Source organism: Achromobacter sp. 01N37 (assembly GCF_056399725.1).
In genome coordinates this window covers 34,443-58,535 of record NZ_JBFTRX010000023.1, presented here as the reverse complement: position 1 = coordinate 58,535, position 24,093 = coordinate 34,443, and the positions used below count along the sequence as shown (strand labels likewise).

The following is a 24,093-nucleotide window of genomic DNA, read 5'->3' as shown; positions in this document are numbered from 1 at the left end:
GAGTCAAATCTGGCCCGATTTCCCGTGAAAAACCCCTGTTTTTTAGCGCTTGGCGCACGAGTGTCGCTTGGCGATCTTTTTTATTTTCCCCAACCAATTGATTTACAAGGATTATTTTTTTATTCCTTAACCTGGCACCGTTCTTGCATAGCAGCCTATGGCCGCCCTTTCGGCCTGCTATCCGGCCTTTCAAGCCGTGACGTCAAGAACGGAGCCCGTCATGACCACCCGCGCCTGCCCCACTGCCTTGCAGACCCCGCATCCCAGCGCCAAGCAGGTGGGCAAGGCCATTTCGCCGCCACCGTGCGAGGCGGGCGTGCCGATTTACCCGCTGCGCTACGGCATCGCCGATGCCCCGTACCGCAGCGATCTTCACACCATGTTGAAGACCCCGGGCTATCCCGTCCTGCAAGGCGGCAAGGCCTATGGCCTGCGCGTGCTGCGCCCCGGCACCTATGTCTATCTGCTGTACTTCGACCACGGGCAGATGTGGAACCGGCACTATCAAGTCACTGAAGACATCCGCTTCGCGCCCATTTGGTGGGGCGACGCAGACTACGAACACTCGACCCCGGGTTCACAATCGCGGCCAGACGTCACGGGCGCAGCGCCTTACCTCTTGGCCCCGCCCGCCGCCATCAACGGCCCCGTCTATCTGCTGATCAGCGACACCGTCCTGACGCACGACACCCTTTGGCAAATAGAAAAGAACACGGACGGCCTGCGCGACGCCCTGGCTACCGTCGTCACGCCCACCGGCGGCCCGGACCAGCCCCACGTGTTTCACGCGGCGCGCTTGACGGTATCCACGCCCGAACTGATCCGGCCCACGCTGAGCCGCGTGCCGATGTATTACGCCTGGAGCGAGATCACGCCCGCGCAGCATTACCCGGATGTCAGTGACGTCATCAGCCAGATGTACGCTGCGCTACGCGCCCGCAAAGACATCGTGCCGCTGGCGGTGGTGCTGCAAGACCCCGTGGGCATCGCAAGCGAGCTCAACTACCTGTGCGCCACCGAAGTCAAAAAGCGCGACGACTATCAAGCGCAAAGCAAGCATCGGTTAAACAGCGCCGGCCTGATCGACGCGTACTTCAAACAAGCCGAAGCCAACAGCACCACGCCTCCCGCCTTGACGGCGCTGGCCCGGCAACGGGCGTTGGTGAACTTGCCAGGCGCCCGCGATTTCATTCCCGCGTACCAAGCCCGCGTGGAGGCCTTTCAGACGGACATCACCCGCGCCTGCGCAGACGTCGTCGCCTGGCTGCAACGCGTCAACGCGGCGGGATTGCTGGGGCAGGCGTTTAGCCTCTTCGACCAGCGCTGCGCGCGAAACGCCCGCAGCTTTGAAACAACCGTGCTTCATTGCTTTGGGGCGGCGGTGCATTCGGACGAGGGGCTGGCGGAATTGGCGAAGCATATTGAGGCTGCGCCGGATATCAGCCCGTTGTGGCGTGCGCTGGGCGCCGGCGACAAACCGCTGATGATGCGGCTGGCGGAACCGCTCACTATCGGTAAGGGCGTGTTTGATGCGGTGGATCGCATTCTGGAAGAGCGGCCTGGCACGTTGGTCACCAACCTGCTGACTCAGTTGCTATGGCCATTTCTGGCCAAAGCACACGCGGAGATCGCCGAGGTCCAGGTCAGGCGATTGCGGCATATCGGCGAAATACGTTTTGGCATCACAGTGGGACGCCGCTTGGTGACGTCGCAACAGTACCTGGCGTACAGCGTGGCGTTGCAAGGGTATGTGGCGATGGGGAAGGAAGTGGCAGTGCGTTGGCCCGGGGCGTTTATGCCGACGACGATTAAGGGGTCAACGGGCACGGCGGCCAGCGTGCTGATGGAGAACGTTGAGATTTGGGAATGGGAAACGGTGGGGACGACGACAGTCGTCGATAAAGCGAAGGCGATGGATTTGGAAGGGAATCCGCTGATGCGGAATTTGAAGCGGATGCGGGCGGCGGCTGGGGCTGTGTCGACGGGGGTGGGAGGGGCGTTGGCGATTTGGGGGATGAGAAATGCGGTGGTGGGGTTGGAGAAAGATTGGACGGTATCTTCTCTCGCTACTGTTTCCGGAGCAGGCTTTGCGCTTGCCGGCGCATCCATCGAAGCAACCTCTCTCGTCCTGTCGAGCGTTGCTACCAGGAGGCACGACACCTCGTTGGCGAAAGCAATCAGGATTCAGGGCATCAAATGGGGAACAGTCTTGGCAGGAAGCGCGGCCGCCGGTCTGCTCGCCTTCGCGGATCTCGCACGTGCAGCCAACTCCAGTAGCGGCGCCAATCCGGAACAAGCGCGCATGTATCTTTATGCCGCGATGTCTGGAGGAGCGCTAGCTCTCGCCACTGGAGCTGGAGGAACTGCGACCATCGCTACGATAGGAGCAGGTAAAACCGCGGCGGTTCTTGGACTAACCCCCGCCGGCTGGGCAGTCATTGCCCTCATCGCGGTGGGCGCCGTCATCATCTTCACCCTTCAAGCGGATGACGCCCAGCACGGCCCAATCGAGATCTGGCTCAAGCACTCTGCCTGGGGTGTCGTCACGCCGCGCTTCACATTGGCGCAAGAACTGGATGCCTGGCACAGCTTGCACTTTAGCCCTCGCATCACTCCGCAATGGCAGGCCCTGCGCGGAATTGCTGGCACCTTGCGTCTGCGCTGCACACTGCCCGAAATGGCCGGGCATGACGACTTTCAATCCAAACTCCACGTCACGCTTTACGGCAAGGGCTTGGAACGCGTGGATGACACCATCGCTTTCTGCACGCCCGGAGCTTGCGTGGATCTCCATACGCAGTACGTTATCGGCCCATTGACCGATGACAAGGGCGCTGAGCGCGGATGGCGTATCGGCATGCACGAGGATGCCAAGGTCAAACTGGAGTATCTCTACCGGCCCGATCCAATAGAACTGCCGACAATTGGCCTGGAACAACCTGGCGCACCAGAACCGCTGGTGTTCACATCATCGAGCTTTCTCTTTGACTCCATCGACCCCGCCAAGCTCGCTCCCGTCAGGGCACCAAAATGAGCCAGGAAAACGACATCGTTGATCGGCTCCCCCCCAGTCTTCTGTTTGGCGCCAAGAGATTTGTTCGTCGTCACCTTAAGGCTGACGATGCGCCGACAGGCGGAACGCCACTTTCCGAGATTCTCGGAATACGTCGGGTCAATGACCAGTGCATAGAGCTGGAACCCTACGGCAACCTGATACGGAACGTTTACGCAAGCAGCATTGGCGTGTTTTTTGTCATGGGTACGGCAGCGGCAGCGTTTCTTTGGTCTATTACGCCCGCCCCGCTTGGCATTGAGCTCTGGCTTCTACTGTTAACCGCGCCCTTGGCCATGGCTGCTTTCGGTGGCGTCATGTATCTCTGCACACGCAGGCTCTTCGGCCAATACCGGGGCGGATTCATCCGGCTCCATCGCGGCACCCGCAAGCTTTACTTCGTCACCCCGCGCGATGATCGTCTGCTGACGCTCGAATGGGATCAGATTCACGCACTGGCGGGGTACATCCCCATTGTTGGCGCTGCGGGATACACCAGCCGCTATCCCCTTTACCTGATCGCCATCGACTGGGACCAAACCCCACCAAAGGAAATCTGTGTTTCCTGCGGCAACCTCGGCTGGCGTGACGATGGTATTTCCGCCAAGCAACTGTGGGATTGCTTGCAAATATTCATGGAACACGGCCCCGCCGCATTGCCAAAGCCTTCGCCTCTTCCTCCCCGGCTATCGCGCAAACAGACTTTCCTGCGCGGCTATCGAGATTGGGCGAGCAAATTCCGCCGCGACCTCTCCACGCCTAAAGGCAAGCGCTGGGCGCCGTTGTGGGCCCCCGCCAAAATCCTCTGGCTGATCTGCATGGTGTTCCCCGACAGCATCGCGGAGTTCATTGAATACGACGTGCCTTACACGTCGTTCCCAAAAGAGATCGACGAACTCTGTGGCTTCGAGGAAAGGCGTGTTCCGATCATGCGGCTGAATGGTGAACGCATTGATTCATGATCACACTCAAATTGTGGAACGACTTCCTCGGTCGCTGCTGATCGGTGCTAAGGGGCTAGCGTATCGTGACGTTCGCCGTCCAAAACCCATTGATGCGGAAAGCGAAGGCATGTTCGCGATACGGCGTATCAACGAACATGCCATAGAGCTGGAACCCTTTGGCAATCTGATGCGCAATGCGTTCGCCGGCGGCATCGGTGCGATGTTGGTATTGGGCACGATAATCTCGACGCTCCTTGCGATCCTCGCCCCGCCGTCAGTCACGCCTTCGGTGGTGTTGCTGCTGTTTCTGAATCCCTTGATTGCGGCGGCATTCGGCAGTATTCCTTACGTTATCACTCGCCACTCTTGGGGAAAATTCCGTGGCGGTTTCATTCGCATCCACCGCGGCACACGCAGGCTTTACTTTGTCTCGCCTCAAGACGAGCGCTTGCTGACGCTTGAATGGGACCAAATTCAAGCTCTGGCCGGCTACGTACCCACGTTCAGCGCAGCAGGATATAGCAGCCAATATCCTCTTTATCTGATCGCCGTTGACTGGACTCAAACACCCCCCACGGAAGTCTGCGTGTCATGCGGCAACCTTGGCTGGCGCGACGATGGAGACTCCGCCCAGCAGCTATGGGATTGCCTGCGGATCTACATGGAGCACGGGCCCGACGCGTTGCCCAAGCCGCCTCCTATTCCCCGCCGCCTATCCCGAAAACAGACCTTTCTGCGCTTCTATCGCGACTGGGCGGCAAAGTACCGCCGTGACCTCGCCACCCCAAAAGGAAAGCGATGGGCGATGGTGGTCATTCCCGCCAAGATCCTCGCGCTGATCTTCATCGTGTTTCCCGATAGCGTCGGGGAGTTCATTGACTACGGCGTGCCATACACCTCGTTCCCCAAAGAGATCGACGAACTCTGTGGCTTCGTGGAAAAGCGCGTTCCGATCATGCGGCTGAATGGTGAACGCGTTGATTCATGACCACGCTCCCACGGTAGAACGGCTTCCTCGGACTCTGTTGATCGGCGCAAAAAAATTTCATCGTGGCCGAGTAGAAAAGTGTCAAATTCCAACCGACCCCTATCTCATCAGCGGCGAGCTCGGCGTGCGCAGGATGAATGAGCACTGCGTGGAATTGGAGCCATTCGGAAATTCGGTTCGGAATGTCTATGCCAGCGGCATAGGCAGAACCATCGTGATGATGTCTAGCCTATCCATCGTTGGACTCAGTATTGTTTCTGAACCGCTATCCTGGCGGCTCGCCATCATCCCTATCGGCCTTTCGTTCATCGCGGTTGCTCTTTCCGCGTTGCTATACCTGTGTACACGCCGCCTATTCAGCAAATTCCGCGGCGGTTTCATCCGCATCCATCGTGGCACCCGCAAACTCTACTTCGTCACTCCACGCGACGAACGCCTGCTGACGCTCGACTGGGACGCACTCCAAGCCCTGGCCGGATACATCCCCATCATCAGCGCAGCGGGCTACACCAGCCGCTACCCCCTCTACCTGATCGCGACCGACTGGACCCGATCTCCTCCAAAAGAAATCTGCGTGTCATGCGGCAACCTGGGCTGGCGTGACGATGGCGACTCTGCCAGACAGCTCTGGGATTACCTCCAAACCTTCATGGAGCACGGCCAAAGCAGCCTGCCAAAACCGCCCCCCATCCCGCCGCGCCTGTCCCGCAAGAAAACCTTCCTGCGTTTCTACCGCAATTGGGCCGACAAGTTCCGCCGTGACCTTGCCACGCCAAAGGGCAAGCGATGGGCGCCGCTGTTGATCCCCGCGAAAATCCTCGCACTGATTTGCATCGTTTTCCCCGACAGCCTCGCCGAGTTCATCGAATACAACGTGCCCTACACGTCCTTCCCCAAAGAGATCGACGAGCTCTGTGGCTTTGCCGATCCCCTTGCCCCGGTCACACGCGCTTGTACATGATCGTTGTCGCATCCAGCTTGCCCGCGTCATGCGGGTCGCGGCTGAAGCCGGGGATCTGGCCTACCGCCACATAGCCCAGCGACGCGTACAAGGGTTCTGCACTGTCGCCCGTGCGGGTGTCCAAGGTGATCAGGCTGCGGCCAAGCTGGACCGCCTGCGCTTCGGCTGCGCGCATCAGGTCGCGCGCGATGCCCTGGCGGCGAAAGTCAGGGTGGACGAGCAGTTTGCGGATCTCGGCGCGATGCGGTTGGTTGGGCGGCGTGTCGATGTCCAGTTGCACGGCCCCCGCGATGCGGCCGTTCTGGCGGGCAACCCACAGCAAGAGCTTGCCGCCTTCCACGGCGGGCAGGACTTTGTTGCGCCAGAAGGCTTCGGCGTCTTCAGGCGAATACGGCAGGACGAAGCTGACGCTGGCGCCGCCGTGCACGCAGGCGTGCAGCACATCGCCCAGTTCATTCAGGCAGGTCCGGGCGGCCTGGGCTGACAGCAGAGTCACCTCAATCGGGCTGACTGCGATCCGGGTCACTTCAGTATTGGCGTGGTCTAGGCTCATGGCGGGTTCAGACGATGAAGAGCAGATAACGGGCGCCGCGTTGCGGCGGGGTGACAAACAAGCTGGCGCCAAAGAGCTGGTAGCGCAGGCAGTCGCCGGGGGCCAGGTCATGCGTTTGGCCATCGACGGTGATGCGCAGTTCGCCCTCAAGCATCAGCAGATGGTGCTCAAGACCCGGACGGGGGGATTGTTCGTAAGCAATGCGCGCGCCGGGGGCCAGTTCGCAGGCCAGGACTTCGCCCGCCAGTTGCTGGGCGGGCGGCGACACCGAGCGGCGGCGAAAGCCTGCGCTGTCGTCGACCCACACGGCTTGCGCGTGTTCGGGCACCAGAGGCGCGAAGTCGTCTTCGACCATCATCATCAGGCGCGACATGGTCAGGCCGTGCGCGGCGCACAGCTTGCCGAGCACGGCGGCGGTGGGGCTGACCTCGGCGTTCTCCAGCCGTGACAAGGTGGCGCGGCTGACGCCCGCCACGCCCGCAAGTTCGTCCAGCGACCAGCCACGCTCTTGGCGCAGGGCTTTCAGGCGCTGGGCGATGCGGCGGTCCAGATCAGTGTCGAGATTCGTATTTTCCATATCCGGGAATTTCTCTCAAATACGAAAACCTGTCAAGCACCAGGCGGGGCGGAAAATTTCGGCACAATACGGCATGCTTCTGGCCAAACCCCTCCTCATGACCGCCCTCTGCCTTTCGTTTTTAAGCGGGTGCAGCCTGCCCCCGCTGGACAAGCGCAGCGAATCTGCCGCGCTGACGCCCGAACAATCCGCGGATACGCCGCTGGGCCGCGGCATCGCTCCTGTGGCGGCGGCGCATCCCGGCAAGTCGGGCATCCACCCGCTGCCCAACGCCTATGACGCTTTCGCCGCGCGCATGATGCTGGCGCGCGCCGCCGAGCGCAGCCTGGATGTGCAGTACTACATCTGGCACAACGACATGACCGGCACCATGCTGCTGGAAGCGCTGCACGAAGCCGCTGACCGTGGCGTGCGCGTGCGCCTGCTGCTGGATGACAACGGCACCGCCGGGCTGGACCCGGTGCTGTCCGCGCTGAACGAGCACGCCAATATCGAGGTGCGGCTGTACAACCCCTTCGTGCTGCGCTGGCCGAAGCCGCTGGGATACGTCACGGATTTCAGCAGGCTGAACCGGCGCATGCACAACAAGTCCTTCACCGCCGACAATCAGGCCACCATCATCGGCGGCCGCAATATCGGCGACGAGTATTTCGGGGCGACCACCAATGTGCTGTTCACCGACCTGGACGTGCTGGCCATCGGCGCGGCGGTCAATGACGTGTCGATGGATTTCGACCGCTACTGGGCCAGCGATTCCGCCTACCCGGTGGATCTTTTGTTGAAGCCGGCGGAACCCGGTGCGCTACAGGCGTTGGAGCAGCAGGCCAGCAAGGTCGAGCGCTCGCCCGAAGCCGCCGCCTACGCTGAAGCCATGCGGCAGTTGCCCTTCATCCGGCAACTGATGCAAGGCGATCTCAGCCTGGAATGGGCGACCACCCGCATGGTCAGCGACGACCCGCGCAAAACGCTCGGCACCGCGCCGCCCGAGGCCATGCTGCCGCATCAGCTGCATGAAATCATCGGCGCGCCCAAGACCGACCTGGAACTGGTGTCGCCCTATTTTGTGCCGACGGCGACCGGCACGGAGGCTTTCGCGAAGCTGGCGCAAAGCGGCGTCAAGGTGCAGGTGCTGACCAATGCGCTAGAGGCGACCGACGTGGCCGTGGTGCATTCCGGTTACGCCAAGCGCCGCAAGGATTTACTGGCAAGCGGCATCGAGCTGTTTGAAATGAAGCGCAAGGCGGGGGGTGTGGAGCGCAACAAAAGCATGGGTCCGTTCGGCAGCTCGGGCTCCAGCCTGCACGCCAAGACCTTCGCCGTGGACGGAGAGCGCATTTTTGTGGGGTCGTTCAACTTTGACCCGCGTTCGGCCACGCTGAACACAGAGCTGGGATTCGTGATTGACAGCCCCACGCTGGCCGGTCACATCGCTCAGGCGTTCAAGCAGGACATCCCGAACGTGGCGTACCGCGTCTGCCTGGACGACAAAGGCGATCTCTACTGGCTCGAACAACGCGACGGCAAGACCATTCGCCATGACACCGAACCGGGCACGACGATGTGGAAACGGTTTTCCGTCTGGTTCGTGTCGCTGCTGCCGCTGGAGCCGCTGCTGTGAAGCCGTCGCAACAAGCGGAGTTCGGCGCGAGCAGCGCGGGCGTAGACTGAACGCTTCTGCCGCAACTTGCCACGACCTGCCACAACTTGCCGCGACCTGCCGCAACTAGCCGTCGCCTGGCGCAGCTAAGCGGCTCGCGAAACCTCAGCAAACCCTCAGCGCCCCCCCCATGACCGCCCTGCCCGCCGCCCCCTTGCCTGACCTGGACTGGACCGCGATCACCCACTCGCTGGATGCGCACGGCAATGCCATTGCGCCCGCGCTGCTGACGCCTGCGCAATGCAGCGAACTGGCCGGCGGCTATTCAGCGGCGGACCGCTACCGCAGCCGTATCGTGATGGCGCGCCACGGGTTCGGGCGCGGGGAATACAAGTATTTTTCCTATCCGCTGCCGCCCCTGCTGCAACACTTGCGCACGGCGCTGTATCCGCGGCTGGCGCCGATTGCCAACCGCTGGAACCGGCAGATGGGCATCGCCGTGCAGTATCCCGACGATCACGCTGCGTTCCTGCAACGCTGCCACAGCGCCGGACAACGGCGGCCCACGCCCCTGATCCTGCAATACGGCCCCGGTGACTACAACTGCCTGCATCAGGATTTGTATGGCGAACACGTGTTTCCGTTGCAAGTCGCCATTCTGCTGTCGCGCCCGGGGCAGGACTTCACGGGCGGCGAATTTGTCATGACCGAAACCAGCAGCCGCGAACAGCGCGCCGAGGTCCTGCCGCTGCAACAGGGCGACGCGCTGATCTTCACCGTGAACCAACGGCCGGTGCCGGGCACACGCGGTTGGCGCAAGACCGCCATGCGGCACGGGGTCAGCACCCTGCGCACCGGGCGGCGCCACACGCTGGGCCTGATCTTTCACGACGCTCAATAGCCATGGCTCCAACGCTTGATCTGTTTGGCGACGACGACACCGCGCAGCACGGGCGCGAAGCGATCGGCCCGCAATCCTTCGTGCTGCGCAGCTTTGCGTTGCCCTATGCAGACGCGCTGATGCAAGGCGTGGACGACGTGACCGCGCAATCTCCCTTCCGGCATATGGACACCCCGGGCGGCTACACGATGTCGGTCGCGCTGACCAATTGCGGACAGCTGGGCTGGACGACGGATGCGCGCGGCTATCGGTACTCGCGCATCGATCCTATGACCGGTCACCCCTGGCCCGATCTGCCCGACGCTTTTCTGCGGTTGGCTCAGGCGGCGGCAGCCGAGGCCGGTTTTCCGGGCTTTGCGCCGGATGCCTGCCTGGTGAACCGGTACGAGCCGAGGTCGCGGCTGTCGTTGCATCAGGACAAGAACGAACGCGACTACGATGCGCCCATCGTGTCGGTGTCGCTGGGCATGCCGGCGGTGTTTTTGTTTGGCGGCAACGAGCGGTCGGACAAGACCCGGCGCGTGCCGCTGTTTCATGGCGATGTGGTGGTCTGGGGCGGGGTGGACCGGCTGCGCTATCACGGCGTCATGCCCATGAAAGACCTGCCGCACCCCAAGCTGGGCAGCCAGCGCATCAACTTCACGCTGCGCAAAGCGGGCTGACTATCAGGGTTCCCCGCGTCTGGCAGCGTCCGCGCGGCGGCAATACTATGGCGCACCTTTGGCCCAGCGCCCGCGCGCTCACGACATTCCCATGCCTTTCCTGCGCCCCCGCCCCCGTCTGTTGCTTGCCTGTCTGCTGTTATCGGCCCCGGCCTGGGCCGCCGAGCCCCCCGCTCTGATCGAAAATTCGCTGGGCATGCGCTTCATCCATGTGCCGGCCGGCACTTTTCAGATGGGCAGCGACGAATCGGCCGAGACCCTGGCCCGCGACTACCCGCAATATCCCAAAGACCGGTTCACCCAGCTGTTTGACGAAGCGCCCGTGCACACCGTGCGGATCACCCGCCCGTTTTATCTGGAGCGCACCGAAGTCACCGTGGGACAGTTCCGCCGCTTTATCGAAGCGTCGGGATATGTGCCGGAGTCCGAGGCCGACGGCACGGGCGGCTACGGCTACAACGCCGCCTACGACCCCGACAAATCCGAACGCGGCGACGCCTTCGAAGGGCGCGACCGGCGCTATTCCTGGAAGAACCCCGGCTTTGCGCAAACGGATGACCACCCTGTCGTCAACATCAGCTGGAACGACGCCACCGCGCTGGCCCGCTGGCTGACCCAGAAAGAGGGGCACGTCTACCGCCTGCCCACCGAAGCCGAATGGGAATACGCCTGCCGCGCCGGCACCCGCACGCGGTATCAGAACGGCGATGACCCCTTGAACATGCCCGACGCCGGCAACGGCTTTGACGCCGACGCCGAACCGCTGTGGCCAAAATGGCACGCTTTTGCCTCGCCCCGCCACGACGGCTATACGTTCACGGCGCCCGTGGCCAGCTATGCGCCCAACGCCTTCGGCCTGTACGACATGCATGGCAACGCCTGGGAATGGGTGTCGGACTGGTACGGCGAAGACTACTACGCGCACTCGCCCACCGATGACCCGAAAGGTCCGGACAGCGGCAATGTGCGGGTGCGGCGCGGCGGCTCCTGGCATACCTGGGCGCTGTACACGCGCTCGTCCTACCGCAATTGGAATACCCAGGAAACCCGTTACCCGCTGGTCGGCCTGCGGCTATTGCGCGAGGCCGATTAAGGGAAAGCCCGCCCGACGGGTTAGCATAGCCGCACGCTTAACCTCAAAGAGAGTCCTGACATGCATTCGCTGGGCCGTCTCGTCCTTCTCGTGAACGACTACGACACCGCCATTTCCTTCTATCAAGACAAGCTGGGCATGGAGGTGTTCGTTGATATGCCCGTGGGCCAGCAACGGTATGTGCACCTGCGCCTGCCGGAACAACCCGCGGTGGGCGTCTGGCTGTTGCAAGCGCTGACCCAGGCGCAACGCGACCGCGTCGGCGACCAGACCGGTGGCCAGCCGGTGGGCGTGTTCTACACCGACGACGTGGTCCGCGACCACAGCAACTTCGCCGCCCGCGGCGTGCGCTTCACCAAAGAGCCCGTCCATGACGACACCACGGTTTACGCCCACTTCATCGACCTGTACGGAAACGAATTCGTACTGGTGCAGGTGAAGAAGTAAGCCCTTCGCACGTCCGCCATGGCAGCCGCCACACCGAAACAGGACTGGATACTCCGCGCCGCGCCTTGTGGCCACGTGGAACGCATCGAAGCCTACTTCGGCGGCCATGGTTACGACATGCACCGCCACGACACGTACGCCATCGGGCGCACGCTGTCGGGCGTGCAAAGCTTCACCGACCAGAGCCATCTGACGCACCGCCACGTACAAACCTACGGCATGACGCCCGACCGCTGGCGGCGCATGCTGCACGCGTAGCGCAGGCGGGGTTCGCGCGAAAACCTGCAAGAACGTACAAGACGGCGCGCCAGGCCGCGCCCTATGCTGAGGCATCTTCCACTTCAGCAGGTGCGCCCATGTCCCCCATTCCCGCCATCAACATCGCCGGCAAACTGTCGCTGTTTTCTGAGCAGTGGCGCCCCAAGGTCATCGCGCAGATGAACGACTACCAGTTCAAGGTCGTCAAGGTCCAGGGGGAATTCGTCTGGCACAGCCATGCGGATACCGACGAGACGTTCATTGTCATCAGCGGCCGGCTGCGCATCGACTTGCGCGACGGCCATATCGATCTAGGCCCCGGCGAAATGGCCGTCATCCCCAAAGGCGTGGAGCACAAGCCCTGCGCCGTCGAGGAAGCGCATCTGATGCTGGTCGAACCCTGTGGCGTCGTCAATACCGGCGATCAGGGCGGCGAGCGCAGCGCCCCGAATGACGTCTGGGTCTGACGTCTGGGTCTGACGTCTGGATCTGATGTCTGGATCTGATGTCTGGACCTGATGTCTGGATCTGACGTCTGGGTTTGACGTCTGGATCTGACGTTGGGCGTGACGGTGGCCGTGAGCCTGGCCCAGACGTTGACCATAGGCGTTGCCCGTTCTGCTACCGTGACAGACACGCAGGAGAAAATCATGTCCAAAGTCATGCTTGTCACCGGCGGCAGCCGGGGCATCGGTGCTGCCGTCGCCAAACTTGCCGCCCGCCGCGGCTACGCCGTGGGCGTCAACTACCGCACCCACTCCGATGCTGCCGATGCGGTGGTGGCCGAGATTCRGCGCGAAGGCGGCAACGCCCTGGCCATTCAGGCCGACGTGTCGCAGGAAGATCAGGTGGTCCACATGTTCCACACGCTGGACGAGCGGCTGGGCCCGCTGGATGCACTGGTCAATAACGCCGGCATTCTTGAAACGCAGATGCGGCTGGAGCAGATGGATGCCGACCGGCTGATGCGCGTGCTGTCCACGAACGTGATCGGCGCATTCCTGTGCGCGCGCGAAGCCGTGCGCCGGATGTCGACGCGCAATGGTGGCCAAGGCGGCGCCATCGTCAACGTGTCATCCGCCGCGGCGCGTCTGGGTTCACCGAATGAATACGTGGATTACGCCGCATCGAAAGGCGCGCTGGACACGCTGACGATCGGGCTGTCCAAGGAAGTGGCGCCAGAAGGCATCCGGGTGAACGGCGTACGCCCCGGCACGATCTACACCGACATGCATGCCAGCGGCGGCGAACCCGGCCGGGTCGATCGGCTGAAAAGCGTGATCCCGCTGCGCCGGGGCGGTTCGGTGGACGAAGTGGCGGGCGCGGTAATGTGGCTGTTCTCTGACGAAGCGGGCTACACCAGCGGTTCGTTCATCGACGTGTCCGGCGGCAGCTAAGGCCGTTCAAGCGTTGCGCACCGGCTTGCCGTCGGGCGCGACGCCTGTCAACCATTGCGCACGGGTTTGCCATCAGACGCGATCACGGTTTTTTCCTGTTTGGCGGAAATGCGCGCTTCAACGCGGCGCAACACCGCCAGCACAAATAACGCCATCAAGGTGCTGACCAGCGCCGTGGCCTCGCGGCCCATGCCCGCCGCGACGCCAATGGCCGCCGTCATCCAGATGCTGGCCGATGTGGTCAGGCCATGGATCTCGCGCTCGTTGCTGAGCTTGATGATGGCGCCCGCGCCCAAAAAGCCGATGCCGGCGATCACCCCTTGCAGCACGCGGCTGATGTCGCCCACCTGCATGCCGCCTTGCAACGGCACCAACACGAAGATGGCGGCGCCCAACGCCACCAGCATGTGCGTGCGCAAGCCCGCGGCCTTGCCGCTGCGTTCGCGCTCGTACCCCAGCAAGCCGCCCAATATCACCGCCATACCCAAGCGCAGCACGATGCGCGTGGCTTCGCCCACGTCAGGAATATCCGCAAACTCGCTACGCACGGTGGACCAGATTTCCAGCCAGATTTCCGTCATCGCCGCTTCCTCGGGGCACAAGTGAAAAGCAGCATAGCAGGCAGCCCAGGCGCAACGCCATGACGCTTTCAGGCTGACAGGAAAGTCGCATCTGGTTTACAACCATCGAGTGCGCCGCGCGTGCGGGCGTGAATCAACAGGAGGTTTTCATGGACTTGCAGCTGGCCGGAAAACGCGTGCTCATCACGGGCGCATCCAAGGGCATTGGCTTGGCCTGCGCCATCGCCTTCGCGCGCGAAGGCGCGGACCCGATCCTGGTGGCGCGCGATGACGCTGCGCTGCATCAGGCCACGGCGTCGATTCGCGAACAGAGCGGCCGCGACACGCGCGCCGTCACGATGGACCTGGCCGTGCCGGGCGCGGCCGAAAAGCTGGCGAAGGAAACCGGCCCTATCGACATCCTGGTGAACAACGCGGGCGCGGTGCCGGGCGGCGCGCTGGATCAGGTGCAAGACGAACGCTGGCGTGCGGGATGGGAGCTGAAGGTGCACGGCTACATCAGCCTGGCGCGGCACTACTACCCCCACATGCGGGACGCCGGGGCCGGCGTCATCGCCAACATCATCGGCATGGCGGGCGCGGCGCCGCGTGCCGACTACATCTGCGGGGCGGCGGCCAATGCGTCGCTCATCGCTTTCACCCGCGCGTTGGGCGGTGAAGCGCCGCGCCACGGGGTGCGCGTCTTTGGCGTAAACCCGTCGCGCACCCGCACCGACCGCGTGCTGACCTTGGCGCGCCAGCGCGCGCACGCCCGTTGGGGCGACGAATCGCGCTGGCAGGAAACCTTGTCCGACCTGCCGTTCAGCCGCTTGATGGAACCCGAAGAAGTGGCCGACATGATTGTGTTCGGCGCATCGCCCCGTGCCGGCTATTTAAGCGGCACGGTGATTGATCTGGATGGTGGCGAGCAGTACGCGAACCACGCGCGCTAAACAGGTCAGGCACCAGGTCAGGCGCGTGGAGCATGGCGCGTAGTGCATGGCGCCGTAGTGCATGGCGCCCAGTGCGCCACGCCTCACGCGTGCCGGCCAGCGACGGGCGAATCGACGAACTAGCGTGCCGCCGCTTGCCAGCCGGCCAGCAACGCCGGCAGCTGCTTCATATCGGTGAACACCTGCGCCACGCCCACGCTGCGCAGCGCTTCGGCGCCGCTGTGGCCGTTGGCGTCGGGGCTGTAGCCGAACACGGTGGCGCCTGCCGCCACGCCGGCCGTTGCACCCGTGACGGTGTCTTCCACGATGGCGCAACGCGCAGGGTCCACGCCCAGCGCTTGGGCGGCGGCCAGGTACACGTCAGGAAACGGCTTGCTTCGCGGCATTTCGTGGCCGCTGAAGACGCGTCCATCAAAACATTCCGCGATGCCAACCTTGGCCAGTTGCAGTTCCACCTTGCGGCGGTCGGCACCCGAGGCCACCGCGATGCGCCCGCCCAACGTCTGGTGCAAGGCGCGCACGGCGTCCGGCGCACCGGGAATTTCCAGCAAGTCGCGGTCCAGCGCGGCGTTGCGGCGCTGGCGGAATTCGTCGAACCATTCGGGCCCCAGCTTGGCGCCGGTTTCGGCTTCGATGCGCGGCAGTTCATCGCGCACGGCTTTCCCCGTGAAGATACGCATCGTCTCGTCATGCGTAATGTTCCAGCCCAGTTCATTCAGCATCTGGGTCAGCACATCGCTGGTGATAGGTTCGGAATCAACCAGCACGCCGTCGCAGTCGAAAAGCACGGCGTCAAAGGGAAAATCAGTCATTGCGGGGGCATGGAGGGGGTTCGTGAAGCGGATAAGCATACTGCATGGATCGCCGGCAGCTGGAAACTGGCAAAGCGGTAAAGCGGTAAAGCGGTAAAGCGTGAAGGGTTAAAGCGAAAAGGGGTAAAGCGTAAAGCGGTGAAGCGGCGCAAGCTTCGGAGTGACGCGCCCCGAGGCCAGCGCATAAGCTATCGCTATCGCTATCGCTATGGCTATGGCTATGGCTATGGCTATTGATATTGATATTGCTATTGCTATTGCCCATGCCCATTGCATGACGCCCCCTATCCCTATCCATGCCCCATGCCCCATGCCCCAAGAACACACCCCGCTGGATCATTACGACTGGAACCGTGTCGCGCGCGACCTGGACGCCGAAGGCTGGGCGCTGCTGCCGGGGTTCTTTGCGCAAGCGGCCGCGCAACAGCTGTCGCAACCGTCTTGTGAAGCTGCCACCACGCACGCCCTTGAGGCGCTGCGCCGCGACCTGTACCCGCGCCTGCTTACCCTAGCCCGCGCTTGGGCGACTGCACTGCAAAGCGATGTCGTCTATCCCGACGACTTCAACGCCTGGCTGGATGGCAACCGCGCCGCCGGGCAGACACGCCCGCTTTCCGCGGTGCATCGTCATCAGCCCGGCGACGGGCAGCCGCTGATGCAGCACGCCGACGGTGAACATATCTTTGCGCTGCAACTGGTCGCGCTGCTGTCAGACCCGGGTGCGGACTTCACCGGTGGCGAGTTCGTCATGACCGAACAGCGCCCCCGCATGCAATCGCGTCCGATGGTGCTGCCTCTGCAACAAGGCGATGCGGCCGTCATCGCCGTCTCGCATCGCCCGGTCCAGGGCGCGCACAACGTGTATCGCGTCACGGCCCGGCAAGCCATCAGCCGGGTGCGATCGGGCGAGCGCGTGGGCCTGGAAGTGGTGCTGCACGACGGACGCTAGCGCCGCTTTCACCCCTGCGGCGACAAAAATGCCAGCACGTGTTCGGAGAACGCCTCGTGGCATTCCTCGGTCACGAAGTGGCCGCAGTCGGGAATGATCACGCCGGTGAGATCGCTCGCGTTATCGCGCATTGTGACCAGCGGCGCATCGCGCGTGGCGTGTTCCGCGCCGATGGCCAGCGTGGGCATGCACAAAGGCGTTTTGGACCGTTCCAGGTTCTGGCGGATGGTCTCCGGAATGGCGCGGTAATAGGCAAAGCCCGCGCGCAATGCACCCGGCGAGGAATACGCGTCGATATAGACGTCGGCCGCTACGCGGTCGCGGCGATGCGACCACTTGTCGAACATAAAGCTCAAGTAGACGCGCTCGCGTCCGGTGATCAGCGCCTCCGGCAGATCATGCAGCTGGTTGAACAGGAAGTGCCACAAGAAGATGTTGTCCTCGGGCGGCACGAATATCGGGGGGGCTGGCGCCAGGCCGGGAATCACGGCCTCGGTCAGCACCAGCCGGCGGATGGCGTCGGGATAATCGCTGGCCATCGCATAGGCCACCCACATGCCGATGTCGTGGCCGATGACCTGATAAACCGGGTGCCCAAGTTGCCCCATCAGGCAGTGCAGCACGCGGGCGACGGCGCCGGTGTCATAACCGTGCGCGGGGCGGTCGGAATCCCCCGTGCCGGGCGGGTCCACGGCGATGGCGGTGTAGCCGGCCTGCGCCAGCGACTTCATGATGTGGCGCCATGTGAACCAGGTTTGCGGCCAGCCGGGAACAAGCAGCACGGGCGGCCCTTCGCCCATGACCGCGCAATGGATGCGCTTGCCATCCACCTGCACATACTGATGCGATACCGCGTCGGCGGCCGTAAAAAAAGCGCTGATTTGATGCGTCATGATGAACTCGTTTCGCCTACGCCATGCCCAGCAGGGCGTGAATTTGTTGCTTGTCGATGGCGGCGCCCGCAAAGTCGTCGAACACTTTGGATGTCACCGGAATGATGTGCCGATTGATGAACTCCACGCCTTCGCGCGCACCGGTTTCCTGGTCTTTCAAGCAGCACTCCCACTCCAGCGTGGCCCAGCCCGCGTAATCGTGTTGGGCGAGTTTTGAGAAGATTGACTTGAAGTCCACCTGCCCATCGCCCAGCGAACGGAAGCGGCCGGCACGGTTGATCCACGATTGATAACCGCCATAGATGCCTTGGCGGCCCGTCGGATTGAATTCGGCATCCTTCACATGGAACATGCGAATGTGGTCCTTGTAGATGTCCAGATACTCCAGGTAGTTCAACTGCTGCAAAACGAAGTGGCTGGGATCGAACAGAATGGCGCAACGCGCGTGCCCGCCAACGCGTTCGTGGAACATCTCGAACGTAACGCCGTCATGCAGGTCTTCGCTGGGGTGGATCTCAAAGCACAGGTTCACGCCCTGCTCATCGCACGCGTTCAGCACCGGCAGCCAACGCTTGGCCAGTTCATCAAAGGCGGTCTCGATCAGCCCTTCGGGACGCTGCGGAAACGGGAACAGATAAGGCCACGCCAGCGAACCCGAGAACGTGCCCATTTCCGTCAGCCCCAGGCGCTTGGAGGCGCGCGCCGAATTCAACAGGCCTTGCCGGGCCCACGCCGTTCTGGCCTGCGCATTGCCGCGAGCCTCAACGGGCGCAAAGTTGTCGGCCATGGCGTCATACGCCGGATGCACGGCCAGCAACTGGCCGAAGATGTGCGTGGTCAGCTCGCTGATGACCAGGCCGTGCGCGGCCAGCGTGCCCACGATCTCATCACAGTAGTCCTGGCTGACGGCCGCGGTGCCGGCGTCGAAAAAGCGCTTGTCCCATGCGGGAATCTGCAACGCCTTGAAGCCCACGCCCGCCGCCCATTCGGCAATGGCCGGCAGGCTGTTGAACGGCGCGACGGCGTCGCTGAATTGCGCAAGATGCAGGCTGGGTCCTTTGATCGTCTTCACATCGATTCCTTAATTGTTTGTCGATCGACAAAGAATAGGCGATAAATTGCGGCGATGCAAATGCGCGGGCCGGCGTTACACTGCGTGCAGTTCATTTCACCGAGACCGTGATGGCAGGCAGACCCAGGGAATTCGACCGCGACCTCGCACTTCAGCAGGCCATGCTGGCGTTCTGGAAACAGGGATACGAAGGCACGTCGATGGCGGACCTGGTGGCGGCCACGGGCCTGGCCTCGGCGCGGCTATATGCGGCCTTTGGGTCCAAGCAGGAACTGTTTCGCGAAGCGGTGGCGCGCTATGAAGCGGGCGACGGATCGTTCGCGGAAGTGGCGCTGGAAGCGCCGGCGGATGTGCGAGCCGCCATCGAGAAATTGTTGACCGACGCGGTATTGACCTACACCCGCCGCGGCCGGCCCCAAGGATGCATGGTGGTCAGCGCCGCCACCAACTACGCCGCCGAAAATGAAGACGTGATGGCCTGGCTGACCACGCATCGCAAAGCCCGCACGCAAGGCATCATTGACCGCTTGGACACCGCCCTGCAACAGGGAGAACTCAAGCCCGGCACTGATGTCCAGGCCTTGGGCGACTACTACGCCGTCGTGTTGCACGGCCTGTCGGTGCAGGCCCGCGACGGCGTAGGCAAGGCGCGCCTGTTGGCGATGATTCCCCCCGCGCTCAGCGCACTGGATGCCGTGTTGCGCTAAGCGCGCAGTGTTTTCAGTTCTCGGCCGTGATGTGGCCGTCGGCCACCACTTTCGCAAACACCCCCGTCTGCGCCTTGATGAACGCGCTGAACTCTGCCTGGCTCATCGGCTGCACTTCCCCGCCCAGGTCGCGAATGCTGGCCACGAACTTCTCGTCGCGCAAGGCGCGGTTGATGGCGTCGGCCAGCTTTTGCTGCGCGGCAGGCGGCGTGCCGGCGGCGACGAAGACGCCAAACCAGTTTTCCAGCGCATAGTCCTTCAGCCCTGCGGTTTCGGCGATGGCGGGGATGTCGGGCGCGAATGACGCGCGCTTGGCCGACGTGACCGCCAAGGGTTTGACCTTGCCGCTCTGGATGAAGGGCAACGCGCCCGCCAGGCTCACAAACGTCAGGTCAACGCTGCCCGAGGCCACGTCCACCAACTGCGCCGAGGCCCCCTTGTACGGCACATGCACCATCTTGATTCCCGCCAGCGATTGCAGCAATTCGCCGTTCAGATGCTGCGGATTGCCCACGCCGCTGGTCGCGTACGTCAGCTTGTCGGGATGCGCGCGCCCATAGGCCACCAGTTGCTCCACGTTGGCCACCGGCAGTTTGGGGTTGGCGACCAGCACGTTCGGCACGCGGGCAATCAGCGCTATCGGCACCAGGTCCTTGTCCGGCTGGTACTGCATTTTCCCCTTGAAGACGAGCGGATTGATGGCGGTTTCGCCGGCTGAACCCAGCAGCAGCGTCGTGCCGTCGCGCGCTGACCGCAGCACCGCCTGCGCGCCCAGCATGCCGCTGGCGCCGGGCTTGTTTTCAACGACCACGCCTTGCGGCATGTCGGCACGCAAGCGTTCGGCCAGCAAGCGGCCCATGCCGTCCACGCCGCCGCCGGCGGCAAAGGGCACGATGAGCGTAACGGGGCGTCCAGCGTCAGCGGCATGGGCGGGCGACAAGGCCCCAAGCGCCGCCAAGGACAGCGCCGCGGCGGCGGCCAGGGGCCGAAGAAGGGATCGACTACGAGGCCGCAGAAGGGGCGGAAAAAGAGACGAAAAAAGAGGCCGAGTGCGGGGTCGGATCTGGGGCATGGTTTGTCTCCTGTGCGGCCTGTTCGAATGACAGCCGGGTTTTTACTTAATTGCATTTTATAGATTCAATATGCAAAACTGGCAGCTATGGAAAACACCAATGCTGGCCTGCGCCCCGCGTTTCAGCCTCTGCCCCAGACCGTTTTGACGCTGGACGGCGATGCTTTCAAGGACGCCCGCTACACCTTCATCGATCTGCCCACGCTGTTCGGCGTCGATTACTTTCGCCTGCCCGTCGTGCTGCGCCTGCTGCTGGAAAACGCGCTGCGCAACATGCAGGGAGACGAACGCGACGCCGCCGTCGCCGCGCTGTTTGCATGGCTGGATCACGGCACCAGTGACGCCGAGATCGCCTTCCAACCCGGCCGCGTGCTGATGCACGACACCACCAGCACGCCCGCGCTGGTCGACATCGCCGCGATGCGCGACGCGTTGGCCGAGGCCGGCATGGACCCCGCCGTCCTCAACCCCGTGCTGCCGGTGGATGTATCGGTAGACCATTCCCTGGCCGTCGAGGCGTATGCGCAGCCCGACGCGGCCACGCTGAACCTGGACCTGGAATTGCGCCGCAACGCCGAGCGCTACCGCTTTCTGCGCTGGGCGTCCAAGGCCCTGTCCAATGTGCGCATTCATCCGCCCGGCACCGGCATCATGCACACCATCAACCTGGAGCAGCTGGCCACGGTGGTCTGTGATGACGGCAATGGCGCGCTGCATCCCGACATGATGATCGGCACCGACAGCCACACCCCCATGATCAACGGCATTGGCGTGCTGGGCTGGGGCGTGGGCGGGCTGGAAGCGCAGACGGTGATGTTCGGCATGCCCACCCTGCTGCGCATTCCCGAAGTGATCGGCGTGCGGCTGACCGGCGCGCTGGCCCCCGGCGTCACGGCGACCGATCTGGCGCTGACCGTCACGCAACGGCTGCGCGCCATCGGGGTGTCGGGCGAGTTCGTGGAATTCTTCGGCCCCGGCGTCAGCACGCTATCGGCCGGCAGCCGCTGCGTGGTGGCGAACATGGCGCCCGAATACGGCGCCACCACCGGCTACTTTCCCATCGACGGCGAAACGCTGGCGTACCTGCGCCAAACGGGCCGAAGCGAATCCCATATCGCGCGCATTGGCGCGTATGCCAAACGCATCGGCATTGCGCTGGACCCGGACGCATCGCCGCGCTACACCCGCGTCATCGAGATTGCGCTGGATCAGGTGCGGATGCATGTCGCCGGCCCCAAGCGCCCGCAAGACCTGCACCCTTACGCCGACACCAAGGCGATCCTGGCGGCGTTGAACTTCACGCCCGCCGGGCAATCCACGCCCGGGCTGCCGCGCCACCCCGTCGCCATCGCCGCCATCACCAGTTGCACCAACACGTCCGACCCGCGCCTGCTGATGGCCGCCGGCCTCCTGGCCCGCAAGGCCCGGCAGGCGGGCTTGCGTGTGCCGGCCTGGGTCAAGACGTCGCTCGGCCCCGGCTCGCCCGCGGCGGCCGACTACCTGGCCCGCGCCGGTCTGCTCGACGACTTGGCCGCCGTCGGCTTTGACATCGTGGGCTACGGCTGCACCACCTGCATCGGCAACTCCGGCCCCTTGCCCGCGCCGGTGCGCGCCGCCATGGAGGCAGGCGCGATTCATCCGGTGGCCGTGCTGTCGGGCAATCGCAATTTCACGGGCCGCATTCATCCCGACCTGGACCTGGGCTTTTTGATGTCGCCGCCGCTGGTCATCGCGTTCGCCTTGGCAGGCGATGCCGAGCGCGACCTGAGCCACGAGCCCGTCCAAATCAACGCCGGCGGCCAGCCCGTTTACCTGCGCGACCTGTGGCCGGATGACGCCGACATCACCGCTGCGCTGACGCAAGGCTTGCAGCCCGGCGACTTCCGCGCCGCGTTCAAGATCGCCAGCGCGAATCCGGCATGGCAAGCCCTGCAATCACCGGACACGCCGCGCTTTCCGTGGGACCCGGCTTCGACCGCGCTGCGCCGTCCGCCATTTGCATCCACGGATGCCGGCAGCCAACTGGGCCATTACGTGGCGCATCCGCTGCTGGTGCTGGGCGACGACGTCACGACGGATCACCTGTCGCCCGCCAGCGCCATTGCGCCGGACAGTCTTATCGCCGACTTCCTCGTCGCGCGTGGCGACGACCGCAACGATCTGAATGTGTTCGCATCGCGCCGGGGCAATTGGGAAGTGATGATGCGCGCCGCGTTCTACAGCAAGAGCCTGAAGAATCTGCTGTGCCCGGACGCGCCCGTGGGCCACACCCGGCATGCGCCCAGCGGCCGCGTCGAACCCATCTGGGAAGCCGCCGAGCACTATCGGCAGGACGCGCAGCCGGTCGTCTTGCTGGCCGGCGCGCGCTTTGGCACGGGGTCGTCGCGTGACTGGGCCGCCAAGGGCCAACGGCTGCTGGGCATACGCGCCGTGCTGGCGGTGAGCTTCGAACGCATCCATCGGTCGAACCTGATCGGCATGGGCATCTTGCCGTTGCGCCTGCCCGAAGGCGTGACGCCCGACACGCTCAACGTACAGTCGGGCGACCGCATCGAGATCGACGCCCCGGCCGCGACGATGGCGCCGCGCCTGCCTGTCGCGGTGCGAATTTTGCGCGCGGAGGGCACGGTGGAGACCTTGCAAGCCACTGCCGCCGTCGAGACCCAGCTTGAGGTTCGCCTGTTGCGGATGGGCGGCGTCATTCCCGCTATCCTATCGGATTCCCTCCGGCCGGCCACGACCCCATGAACGCGCAAACCAATACCGTCACCAAAATTCTGGAACTGATCCGGCAAGACCGCCTGCCAGAAGGCGCGCACCTGACTGCGCAAAAGCTGGCAGACCGCTTGCGGCTGTCGCGCTCGCCCGTCAACGATGCGCTGGGCATTCTGGAGCAGCACGGCATTGTGGCGCGCAAACCCAACCGCGGCTATTTTCTGCAACAGGATTTCGACGCCCTGCCCGGCGCGCCGGCCGAACTGGCCGCGCCGTCCGTGGACGACATCGTCACGCAAAGCTATTTCAAGCTGGCCGATGAATTGCTGCGGGGGGAACTGCCCATGCAATGCAGCGAGGCCCAGTTGCGTGTGCGCTATGCCTTGACCCATGCGCAGACGCAGGCCTTGCTGGCGCGCATTTCGCAGGAAGGCTGGGCGCAGCGCCGCCCAGGGTATGGCTGGGAATTCTCATCGATGATGACCACGCCCGACAGCCTGTTGCAGTCGTACCGGCTGCGCCTGGCGCTGGAACCTGCCGCCTTGCTGGAGCCGACTTTTCGTATTGAAAAGAGCGTGATCGAACGTTGCCGCGCAGCAGAAAAACACTTGCTGGATGGCGGCATTGCCACCGACACGGCCGACCAGCTGCACGATCGCGGCGTGCGGTTTCATGAATCGCTGGTGGTGGCCTCGGGCAACCCGTTTTTCATCGACACGATCAAGCGCGTGAACCGCGTGCGCCGGCTGCTGTCGTACCGCTCCATGCAAGACCGCAGCCGCTACCGCCAGCATTGCGACCAGCACCTGGCCATTCTGGATTTGCTGGAACGTGAACGCAACGAGGACGCGGCCGCCGCGCTGTCCCGCCATCTGCGCAGCACGCTGGATAACCTGGTCCGCATCAGCGGCATCCTGAAAGGCTAGCGTC

General features: G+C 63.6%; 23 protein-coding genes and 1 pseudogene. 17 read left to right on the top strand and 7 right to left on the bottom strand.

The window, feature by feature from the left end; translation table 11 throughout:
- Window positions 1-220: 220 nt before the first annotated feature.
- From AC1DSJ_RS28965 to AC1DSJ_RS28950, 4 genes are read left to right on the top strand one after another with little or no spacing between them, the layout of a single operon-like run.
- Window positions 221-3,034, top strand: a complete 2,814-nt coding sequence (locus AC1DSJ_RS28965; protein WP_441372655.1) for a toxin VasX — start codon at window positions 221-223, stop codon at window positions 3,032-3,034.
- Window positions 3,031-4,014 carry a hypothetical protein gene (locus tag AC1DSJ_RS28960; RefSeq protein WP_441372656.1) on the top strand — a complete coding sequence of 328 codons (984 nt, stop codon included), beginning with the start codon at window positions 3,031-3,033 and terminating at the stop codon, window positions 4,012-4,014. Before AC1DSJ_RS28965 ends, AC1DSJ_RS28960 begins: the two co-directional genes overlap by 4 nt.
- Window positions 3,992-4,984, top strand: a complete 993-nt coding sequence (locus AC1DSJ_RS28955) for a DUF6708 domain-containing protein (protein WP_441372657.1) — start codon at window positions 3,992-3,994, stop codon at window positions 4,982-4,984. The genes AC1DSJ_RS28960 and AC1DSJ_RS28955 overlap by 23 nt, the downstream gene beginning before the upstream one ends.
- Complete coding sequence (locus AC1DSJ_RS28950; protein ID WP_441372658.1) at window positions 4,962-5,945, top strand: DUF6708 domain-containing protein; 984 nt, start codon at window positions 4,962-4,964, stop codon at window positions 5,943-5,945. The genes AC1DSJ_RS28955 and AC1DSJ_RS28950 overlap by 23 nt, the downstream gene beginning before the upstream one ends.
- On the opposite strand, the gene AC1DSJ_RS28945 is transcribed toward AC1DSJ_RS28950, so the two are convergent.
- Both AC1DSJ_RS28945 and AC1DSJ_RS28940 read right to left on the bottom strand, forming a co-directional pair.
- Entirely contained in the window at window positions 5,926-6,498 is a 573-nt protein-coding gene (locus tag AC1DSJ_RS28945) for a GNAT family N-acetyltransferase (protein WP_441372659.1), read from the bottom strand. The two genes, AC1DSJ_RS28950 and AC1DSJ_RS28945, sit on opposite strands and share 20 nt — an antisense overlap.
- 7 nt (window positions 6,499-6,505) lie before the next feature.
- Window positions 6,506-7,075, bottom strand: a complete 570-nt coding sequence (locus AC1DSJ_RS28940) for a helix-turn-helix domain-containing protein (protein ID WP_054422678.1) — start codon at window positions 7,073-7,075, stop codon at window positions 6,506-6,508.
- 73 nt (window positions 7,076-7,148) lie between these two features.
- Here AC1DSJ_RS28940 and AC1DSJ_RS28935 point away from each other — a divergent pair, with 73 nt between their 5' ends.
- The 8 genes and pseudogenes from AC1DSJ_RS28935 to AC1DSJ_RS28900 all read left to right on the top strand — a co-directional run bounded on the left by AC1DSJ_RS28935 (window position 7,149) and on the right by AC1DSJ_RS28900 (window position 13,430).
- A complete protein-coding gene (locus AC1DSJ_RS28935) occupies window positions 7,149-8,693 on the top strand; it encodes a phospholipase D family protein (protein ID WP_054422679.1) in 1,545 nt (514 codons plus the stop codon).
- 169 nt (window positions 8,694-8,862) lie between these two features.
- A complete protein-coding gene (locus tag AC1DSJ_RS28930; RefSeq protein WP_054422680.1) occupies window positions 8,863-9,573 on the top strand; it encodes a 2OG-Fe(II) oxygenase in 711 nt (236 codons plus the stop codon).
- A gap of 2 nt (window positions 9,574-9,575) precedes the next feature.
- Window positions 9,576-10,235 carry a DNA oxidative demethylase AlkB gene (gene alkB / locus AC1DSJ_RS28925; RefSeq protein ID WP_441372660.1) on the top strand — a complete coding sequence of 220 codons (660 nt, stop codon included), beginning with the start codon at window positions 9,576-9,578 and terminating at the stop codon, window positions 10,233-10,235.
- 91 nt (window positions 10,236-10,326) lie between these two features.
- The gene (locus AC1DSJ_RS28920) at window positions 10,327-11,328 is read left to right on the top strand and encodes a formylglycine-generating enzyme family protein (protein WP_441372661.1); all 1,002 of its coding nucleotides are present in this window, start codon (window positions 10,327-10,329) and stop codon (window positions 11,326-11,328) included.
- Between the two features lie 60 nt (window positions 11,329-11,388).
- Window positions 11,389-11,775, top strand: coding sequence for a VOC family protein (locus tag AC1DSJ_RS28915; protein WP_054422682.1), 387 nt, complete (start codon window positions 11,389-11,391; stop codon window positions 11,773-11,775).
- Between the two features lie 18 nt (window positions 11,776-11,793).
- A pseudogene (locus AC1DSJ_RS28910) lies at window positions 11,794-11,949 on the top strand (AraC family ligand binding domain-containing protein); the annotation flags it as partial.
- 182 nt (window positions 11,950-12,131) lie between these two features.
- Window positions 12,132-12,500 (top strand): cupin domain-containing protein, encoded by a 369-nt coding sequence (locus AC1DSJ_RS28905; RefSeq protein ID WP_441372662.1) that lies wholly within the window; start codon window positions 12,132-12,134, stop codon window positions 12,498-12,500.
- Window positions 12,501-12,683: 183 nt separating this feature from the next.
- Window positions 12,684-13,430: an SDR family oxidoreductase gene (locus AC1DSJ_RS28900; protein WP_476760445.1), complete on the top strand. Its 747-nt coding sequence runs from the start codon at window positions 12,684-12,686 to the stop codon at window positions 13,428-13,430.
- Window positions 13,431-13,477: 47 nt separating this feature from the next.
- Here the strand turns inward: AC1DSJ_RS28900 and AC1DSJ_RS28895 are convergent, their stop codons facing one another.
- Window positions 13,478-14,011: an MgtC/SapB family protein gene (locus AC1DSJ_RS28895; RefSeq protein ID WP_441372663.1), complete on the bottom strand. Its 534-nt coding sequence runs from the start codon at window positions 14,009-14,011 to the stop codon at window positions 13,478-13,480.
- Window positions 14,012-14,160: 149 nt separating this feature from the next.
- Here AC1DSJ_RS28895 and AC1DSJ_RS28890 point away from each other — a divergent pair, with 149 nt between their 5' ends.
- Window positions 14,161-14,943, top strand: coding sequence for an SDR family oxidoreductase (locus AC1DSJ_RS28890; RefSeq protein ID WP_054422687.1), 783 nt, complete (start codon window positions 14,161-14,163; stop codon window positions 14,941-14,943).
- A 119-nt stretch (window positions 14,944-15,062) separates the two neighbouring features.
- Here AC1DSJ_RS28890 and AC1DSJ_RS28885 read toward each other — a convergent pair whose 3' ends face one another.
- Window positions 15,063-15,755 carry an HAD family hydrolase gene (locus AC1DSJ_RS28885; protein WP_346551198.1) on the bottom strand — a complete coding sequence of 231 codons (693 nt, stop codon included), beginning with the start codon at window positions 15,753-15,755 and terminating at the stop codon, window positions 15,063-15,065.
- Between the two features lie 310 nt (window positions 15,756-16,065).
- Between AC1DSJ_RS28885 and AC1DSJ_RS28880 the strand changes: the two genes are divergently transcribed.
- Window positions 16,066-16,704, top strand: coding sequence for a 2OG-Fe(II) oxygenase (locus tag AC1DSJ_RS28880; protein WP_441372664.1), 639 nt, complete (start codon window positions 16,066-16,068; stop codon window positions 16,702-16,704).
- A gap of 8 nt (window positions 16,705-16,712) precedes the next feature.
- On the opposite strand, the gene AC1DSJ_RS28875 is transcribed toward AC1DSJ_RS28880, so the two are convergent.
- Window positions 16,713-17,597, bottom strand: coding sequence for an alpha/beta fold hydrolase (locus tag AC1DSJ_RS28875; RefSeq protein ID WP_441372665.1), 885 nt, complete (start codon window positions 17,595-17,597; stop codon window positions 16,713-16,715).
- A 16-nt stretch (window positions 17,598-17,613) separates the two neighbouring features.
- Complete coding sequence (locus AC1DSJ_RS28870; RefSeq protein ID WP_441372666.1) at window positions 17,614-18,669, bottom strand: sugar phosphate isomerase/epimerase family protein; 1,056 nt, start codon at window positions 18,667-18,669, stop codon at window positions 17,614-17,616.
- Between the two features lie 110 nt (window positions 18,670-18,779).
- Here AC1DSJ_RS28870 and AC1DSJ_RS28865 point away from each other — a divergent pair, with 110 nt between their 5' ends.
- Window positions 18,780-19,376: a TetR/AcrR family transcriptional regulator gene (locus AC1DSJ_RS28865; protein WP_346551204.1), complete on the top strand. Its 597-nt coding sequence runs from the start codon at window positions 18,780-18,782 to the stop codon at window positions 19,374-19,376.
- Window positions 19,377-19,389: 13 nt separating this feature from the next.
- Here the strand turns inward: AC1DSJ_RS28865 and AC1DSJ_RS28860 are convergent, their stop codons facing one another.
- Window positions 19,390-20,334, bottom strand: a complete 945-nt coding sequence (locus AC1DSJ_RS28860; protein ID WP_441372667.1) for a Bug family tripartite tricarboxylate transporter substrate binding protein — start codon at window positions 20,332-20,334, stop codon at window positions 19,390-19,392.
- Between the two features lie 201 nt (window positions 20,335-20,535).
- Here AC1DSJ_RS28860 and acnA point away from each other — a divergent pair, with 201 nt between their 5' ends.
- The gene (gene acnA / locus AC1DSJ_RS28855; RefSeq protein WP_441372668.1) at window positions 20,536-23,196 is read left to right on the top strand and encodes an aconitate hydratase AcnA; all 2,661 of its coding nucleotides are present in this window, start codon (window positions 20,536-20,538) and stop codon (window positions 23,194-23,196) included.
- Window positions 23,193-24,089 carry a GntR family transcriptional regulator gene (locus tag AC1DSJ_RS28850; protein ID WP_441372669.1) on the top strand — a complete coding sequence of 299 codons (897 nt, stop codon included), beginning with the start codon at window positions 23,193-23,195 and terminating at the stop codon, window positions 24,087-24,089. Before acnA ends, AC1DSJ_RS28850 begins: the two co-directional genes overlap by 4 nt.
- Window positions 24,090-24,093 lie beyond the last annotated feature (4 nt).